General features: G+C 73.3%; 5 protein-coding genes. 3 read left to right on the top strand and 2 right to left on the bottom strand.

The window, feature by feature from the left end:
• Nucleotides 1–396: 396 nt before the first annotated feature.
• Together DKL51_RS19065 and DKL51_RS19060 are read left to right on the top strand one after the other, a co-directional pair.
• Entirely contained in the window at nt 397–1,662 is a 1,266-nt protein-coding gene (locus DKL51_RS19065) for an aspartate kinase (RefSeq protein ID WP_109946872.1), read from the top strand.
• 3 nt (nt 1,663–1,665) lie between these two features.
• Nucleotides 1,666–2,727, top strand: a complete 1,062-nt coding sequence (locus DKL51_RS19060) for an aspartate-semialdehyde dehydrogenase (protein ID WP_109946873.1) — start codon at nt 1,666–1,668, stop codon at nt 2,725–2,727.
• A gap of 112 nt (nt 2,728–2,839) precedes the next feature.
• Here the strand turns inward: DKL51_RS19060 and DKL51_RS19055 are convergent, their stop codons facing one another.
• Nucleotides 2,840–4,216: a GGDEF domain-containing protein gene (locus DKL51_RS19055; protein ID WP_423790670.1), complete on the bottom strand. Its 1,377-nt coding sequence runs from the start codon at nt 4,214–4,216 to the stop codon at nt 2,840–2,842.
• A 230-nt stretch (nt 4,217–4,446) separates the two neighbouring features.
• On the opposite strand from DKL51_RS19055, the gene DKL51_RS19050 reads away from it, so the two are divergent.
• Nucleotides 4,447–5,226: a phosphodiesterase gene (locus tag DKL51_RS19050; RefSeq protein WP_109946551.1), complete on the top strand. Its 780-nt coding sequence runs from the start codon at nt 4,447–4,449 to the stop codon at nt 5,224–5,226.
• A gap of 393 nt (nt 5,227–5,619) precedes the next feature.
• On the opposite strand, the gene DKL51_RS19040 is transcribed toward DKL51_RS19050, so the two are convergent.
• Nucleotides 5,620–6,366 (bottom strand): alpha/beta fold hydrolase, encoded by a 747-nt coding sequence (locus DKL51_RS19040; RefSeq protein WP_260428581.1) that lies wholly within the window; start codon nt 6,364–6,366, stop codon nt 5,620–5,622.
• Nucleotides 6,367–6,471 lie beyond the last annotated feature (105 nt).

Raw genomic sequence — 6,471 nt, 5'->3', positions numbered from 1 at the left:
GGCCGCGGCCGCCCCGGCCGGCACCGGGTCGGCGGTGACCGTGGGCGGGGTGGGCGTCGGCCGGTCGGCGGTGCAGGCGGCGAGGAGGGCCGGCAGGGCGATCGCCAGCGCGCCGGTCAGCCGCCGGGCCGTACGGAGGTGAGCGTGCACCGGGACATTCTCCGGTGCGGGGACGCCTCCCGGGAGCCCGTGGTGCGACTGCCGTTCCGGCGTGTCGGGCGGTCCGTCCGGAGGCGGGTCCTGCCTGGTGAGCCCGCCCACGTCGGGCCGGATGGTGGGATCACCCGACGCGGCCGCGCACGCCGCCCGATACGCTGATGAGGTCTGACACGCGCCGCCGGACGAGATCCCGGCGGCGTCGGCACGCTCAGGGTCGCTGGGAGGGAGTGCACCGTCGTGGCACTCGTGGTGCAGAAGTACGGCGGGTCCTCCGTCGCCAATGCCGAGCGGATCAAGCGGGTGGCGGAGCGCATCGTGGCCGCCCGCAAGGCCGGCGACGACGTGGTGGTGGTGGTCTCCGCGATGGGCGACACCACCGACGAGCTGCTCGACCTGGCCAACCAGGTCAGCCCGCTGCCGCCCGGCCGCGAGCTGGACATGCTGCTCACCGCCGGCGAGCGGATCTCCATGGCGCTGCTCGCCATGGCCATTCACAACCTCGGGTACGAGGCCCGCTCGTTCACCGGCTCCCAGGCCGGCGTGATCACCACCTCGGTGCACGGCAAGGCGCGGATCATCGACGTCACGCCGGGCCGCCTCAAGGGCGCGCTGGACGAGGGCGCCGTGGTCATCGTCGCCGGCTTCCAGGGCGTCTCGCAGGACACCAAGGACGTCACCACGCTGGGCCGGGGTGGGTCGGACACCACCGCGGTCGCGCTCGCCGCCGCGCTGGAGGCGGACGTCTGCGAGATCTACACCGACGTGGACGGCATCTTCAGCGCCGACCCGCGGATCGTGCCCAACGCCCGGCACATCAAGCACATCACCTACGAGGAGATGCTGGAACTGGCCGCCTGCGGCGCCAAGGTGCTGCACCTGCGCAGCGTGGAGTACGCCCGGCGCGCGGGGTTGCCGATCCACGTCCGTTCGTCATACTCGACCAACACCGGCACGATGGTCACCGGATCTATGGAGGACCTTCCCGTGGAACAGGCACTGATCACCGGGGTCGCCCACGACCGCAGCGAAGCGAAGATCACCATCGTCGGGGTGCCCGACGAGCCGGGTGCCGCCGCGCGGATCTTCGACACCGTGGCCGGTGCCGAAATCAACATCGACATGATCGTGCAGAACGTCTCCACCGAGGGCACCGGCCGGACGGACATCTCGTTCACCCTGCCCAAGACCGACGGCCCGACCGCGATGGCCGCGCTCAGCAAGATCCAGGACGTGGTCAAGTTCAAGGGCCTCCTCTACGACGACCACGTCGGCAAGGTGTCCCTGATCGGTGCCGGGATGCGCTCGCACCCGGGTGTGGCGGCCGGCTTCTTCGCCGCCCTCGGTGCGGCCGGGGTGAACATCGAGATGATCTCCACCTCGGAGATCCGGGTCTCGGTGGTCTGCCGCGATACCGACCTCGACAAGGCCGTGCGGGCCATTCACGACGCCTTCGAGCTGGGTGGCGAGTCCGAGGCCGTGGTCTACGCGGGCACCGGGCGATAGCCGATGTCGTCGCTGCCCACCCTTGCCGTGGTCGGGGCGACCGGTGCCGTCGGCACGGTGATGTGCCAGCTCCTCTCCTCCCGGCGCAACGTCTGGGGGGAGATCCGACTGCTCGCCTCCGAGCGTTCGGTGGGGCGGCAGGTGCAGTGCCGGGGCGAGCTGCTGACCGTCCAGGCGCTCACGCCCGAGGCGTTCGACGGCGTCGACGTGGCCATGTTCGACGTGCCGGACGAGGTCTCGGCCGAGTGGGCGCCGATCGCGGTGAGCCGCGGCGCCGTCGCGGTGGACAACTCCGGCGCGTTCCGGATGGACCGGGACGTCCCGCTGGTCGTTCCCGAGATCAACCCGGAGCAGGTACGCAACCGGCCCAAGGGCATCATCGCCAACGCCAACTGCACCACGCTCGCGATGATCGTGGCGGTCGCCCCGCTGCACCGCGAGTACGGCCTGCGCGAGCTGGTCCTCGCCTCGTACCAGGCAGCCTCCGGGTCCGGACAGGCCGGTGTGGACACGCTGCACGCCCAGCTGGGCAAGATCGCCGGGGACCGGGTGCTCGGTGCCCGGCCCGGCGACGTCCGGCAGGCGGTCGGCGACGAGCTGGGGCCGTTCCCGGCCCCGCTGGCGCTCAACGTGGTGCCCTGGGCCGGTTCGCTCGCCGACGGTGGCTGGTCGTCCGAGGAGATGAAGATGCGCAACGAGTCGCGCAAGATCCTCGGGCTGCCCGACCTCAAGGTCTCCGCCACCTGCGTACGGGTGCCGGTGGTGACGGGCCACTCGGTGGCGGTGCACGCGGTCTTCGCCACCGAGGTGGACGCCGAGGGGGCGCGGGAGGCGCTGCGCAACGCGCCGGGCGTGATCCTGGTCGACGATCCGGCCGCGGGCGAGTTCCCGATGCCGATCGACGCAGTGGGCACCGACCCGTCCTGGGTCGGCCGGATCCGTCGCGCGGTCGACGACCCGCGTGCCCTCGACCTCTTCGTCACCGGCGACAACCTCCGCAAGGGCGCCGCCCTCAACACCGCCCAGATCGCCGAACTCCTCGCCCGGGAATTCACCCGCCCCTGACCGCCGCCGCCCGCGCGCGATCTTGCAGTTTCGGCCCCGCCGAACCGGCCCGAAAGGGGCAAAGAGGTGGCCCAGAGTTCAAGATCGCGGGGGGCGGGGAGTGGGGGGTGGGTTAGGCGGCGGCTAGGCGGACGCCGTCGCGGCCGTGGCGTTTGACGGCGTAGAGGGCCTGGTCGGCGCGGCGCAGGGTGAGCTCGGGGGACTCGCCGGGCTGGGGGAGAGCCACGCCGACGCTGATGGTGCGGCCGGTGCGGCGGGCCGCCTCGGTCAACCGCTCGGCGATCCGGACGGCCTCCTGCGGGCGGTTCACCTCGATCACCGCGACGAACTCGTCCCCGCCGATCCGGTACAGCTCGTCGCCGTGCCGCAGCGCCGACTCCAGGGCCCGGGCCAGCCCGACCAGCAGCCGGTCGCCGGCCTGGTGGCCGTACGTGTCGTTGACGTCCTTGAAGCCGTCCACGTCGATCGCCAGCAGGGCGGTACGTCCCGGCGTGGCGGACGCGATCCGCTGACCGAACGGCCCGGTGTGCCGGAGCCCGGTGAGCGGGTCGGAGCTGGCCTGCTCGCGCAGCCGGGCCAGGGTGCGCAGCCGGTCGAGGCAGGTCCACGCCTGCCCGGCCAGCAGTTCCATGAGGTTGACCGTGGTCGGGTCGGGCCGGAGCAGCCGCTCTTCGGCGACCAGCAGCACGCCGCCGGTGTCCGGCGGGCCGACCGGCACCGCCACCAGGGTGCGTACGCCGGCCCGGACCAGCGGGGCGTACTCGTCGGTGGGCGGGTGCCCCGCCTCGCCGAGGGTGTACCCGGAGCCGTACCGGTGGGCGCGCTCGATCATCCGGCTCAGTGCGCCGGGGCCGGCCTCGGTCAGCTCGGCCCGGATCCGGGACTCCAGCTCGCCGGGCAGGCCGGTCGGCGCGCCCAGTCGGGGTCCCTGGTCGCCGTCGAGCACCAGCACGGCGGCGGAGAGGGTGGAGACGTCCCGGGCGGCGGCGATCGCCGCGGTCATCAGGTCCCACTCGGTGGGTGCGGCGGTCAGCGCGGCGGCGTGCCGGAGCAGCTTCTCGCTGCGACTCTCGGCGGGCGGGCCACCGAGCGCCACGATCCGCGCGCCCAAGCGGGCGGCCAGGCGCTCCGCGGTCTGCCGCCACGGGTCCAGCTCGACCGGGCCGCTCCACTGCAGGTCGAGCACGCCGATCGGCCGGCCTGCCGGGTCCTGGACGGGTACGCAGATCTCGGCGGTCACGTCGGGGCGTACCGGGAGGTAGTCGGGGTCCGCGCTGACAGCGGGGACGGTGGCCGACGCCCCGGAGTCGTACACCCGGCCGACAATGCCGGTCTTCGGGGGCACGGTGGAGAAGACCTGCCAGGCGCCGGTGGCGGCGACGCAGCGGAGCCGGTCGTGGACCTGGAGCAGGATCGAGATGGTGGCCGGGGTGTACCGGGCGAGCGAGGCGATCGTCCATTGGCACGCCTCGAGCGCGGTCGACGCCATCGGGAGGCGGACCGTGACGTCTCGGATGACTCGCTCGTGATCCACGTCGTTCCTGGTGAGAGGCCCGGGCCGGCGCCGGGGGGCGCGATCAAGGGTACTCAGCGGGGGGCGGGGCGACCTTCGTACACATGTGCTATCCACAGGCTGTGGACGCGGCCTGTGGGCGTACGGGCCCGCGCGACGGTGGTGATCGGCGATAGCGTGGAGGTCCCGGGCCCGAGGAGGCGTCGATGCTCATCGCCCAGCTCAGCGACCCGCACGTGACCACCGGCCCGCTGGCCGGCGAGCAGGCCAGCGGGCTGCACCGCGCGCTCGGCCGGGTCCTGGCGCTGCGGCCCCGGCCGGACTGCGTGGTCATCACCGGCGACCTGGTCAGCAACGGCCGCCCCGACGAGTACGTGGCGCTGCGCGAGATCATCGGGCGCTTCCCGCTGCCGGTGCACCTCGCGGCCGGTAACCACGACGACCGCGAGTCGCTGCTGGACACCTTCGGCGGCACGCCGTACCTGGGCGGCGGCTTCTCCGCCTACTACCGGGTCGACCACGCCGACGGGACGGTCGTGGTGCTGGACTCGCTCGCCCCGGGTGACAGCGGTGGGCGGCTCGGCGAGGAGCAGCTCGCCTGGCTCGACGGGGCGCTGGCCAACCGACCCGAGGTGCCCGCCGTCGTGTGCCTGCACCACCCGCCGGTCGCGGTCGGCATCCCCGCCGCCGACGCCATCCGGCTCGCCGACGGGGACGCGCTGGCCGAGGTGATCGGCCGCCACCCCCACGTCGTACGCGTCACCGCCGGTCACCTGCACCGTTCGGTCACCACCGCGTTCGCCGGTACGGTGCTCACCACCGCGCCGAGCACCTGGGTGCAGTCGACGCTGACGATGACCGACGACGAGGAGATCGGGCTGGTCGCCGAGCCGACCGCCTTCCTGCTGCACCGGGTCACCGCCGACGGCTGCGTCACCCACACCGTCCAGGCGAGCCACGCCGCCGGTCAGACCTGCTGGTTCTGACCGGGGTGGACCAGCTCTGGTACGTCGCGTCCGGGTCGAACCTGCACGCGGCGCGGCTCGGCTGGTACCTGACCGGCGGGCGCCCACCGGGCGGGCTGCGGACGTACCCCGGCTGCCGGGACTGCCGACCGCCGCGCCGGACCGTCCCGGCGCTGATCCCCGGCGGGATCTACTTTGCCGGCGAGTCGCGGGCCTGGACCGGCGGGATGGTCTTCTACGACCCGGAGTTGCCCGGACTGGCCGCCGCCCGCGGTTACCTGCTCACCGTCGAGCAGTTCGCCGACATCGCCGCGCAGGAGATGTACCGGTCACCCGATGCCGACCTCGACCTGATCCGGTTGGCGGTGGAGAGTGGCCGGGTGACCCTCGGCGCCGTGCTCATCCTCCGCCGTCTCAGCCGAGCAGGGCGTCGCGCAGCTCGGCGGCGAGGCGCTCAGGCGGGACCTCGTGGAAGCCGCCCTCCAGGTTGCGGTGGGTCGCGCCCGGGATGGCGCGGGCCGTCGCGGCGGCGGCCTCCCGCAGCCACCCCGGACTGCCCGTGCTGTCCACGACGACGGTCGGGACCGTGATGGCGCCGAGCCGGGCGGCGGGCAGGACGCCGTCGCCGGTGACCGTGGTGTCGTAGGCGAGGGTGTGCGCCAGACCCTCCATCCAGGACCATGCCGGCATGCCGCGCATCCCGGCGACCGCCTCGGCGGGCAGCCCCACCGCTGCGGTCAGGAAGAGCTCGACGGCGTCGCCGCGGCGGCCCGCCGCCACCAGCTCGGTCAGGCGCTCGGCCAGTTCGGGCTTGGCGCCACCGTGCGGGCCGACCTGGAAGGGAGGCTCGAAGAGGGCCAGCCCGGTGACCGGCAGCCCGTCGGCCGTCGCGTACCCGGCGAGGATCGCGCCGGAGGAGAGACCGTACAGGTACGCCGAACCGCCGGCCGCCCCGATCAGGGCGGCGATGTCGTCGATCTCGCGCTGCACCGCGTACGGCCCGGAGTCGCCGCTGTCGCCCCGGCCCCGCCGGTCGTAGCTGTATGCCGTGAAGTCGGAGGCCAGCGCGGTGGCGAGTGCGCGGGTGGTCGACCGATCGTTGAAGGCGCCGCCGACCAGGATGATCGGCGGGCCGTCGCCGGAGCGTTCGTATGCGATCATCGTGCCGTCGGCGGACGATACCGAGTCCACCGTCCAGGTTGTCCCGTCTGGCGTCATGGCTTCTTTTCTAATCCACCCCTCTGACAACGGGACCGCGTGAAGGAA

Origin of the sequence: Micromonospora globispora, assembly GCF_003857015.1 — a bacterium.
GTDB lineage: Bacteria > Actinomycetota > Actinomycetes > Mycobacteriales > Micromonosporaceae > Micromonospora > Micromonospora globispora.
Note: the sequence above shows the minus strand (reverse complement) of the source record. Positions and strands in the feature narration are given on the sequence as shown.

Coding starts and splice junctions, on each gene's coding strand:
- DKL51_RS19050 (WP_109946551.1), top strand. CDS start 4,447: ATGCTCATCGCCCAGCTCAGCGACCCGCACGTGACCACCGGCCCGCTG.
- DKL51_RS19060 (WP_109946873.1), top strand. CDS start 1,666: ATGTCGTCGCTGCCCACCCTTGCCGTGGTCGGGGCGACCGGTGCCGTC.
- DKL51_RS19055 (WP_423790670.1), bottom strand. CDS start 4,216: ATGGCGTCGACCGCGCTCGAGGCGTGCCAATGGACGATCGCCTCGCTC.
- DKL51_RS19040 (WP_260428581.1), bottom strand. CDS start 6,366: ATGATCGCATACGAACGCTCCGGCGACGGCCCGCCGATCATCCTGGTC.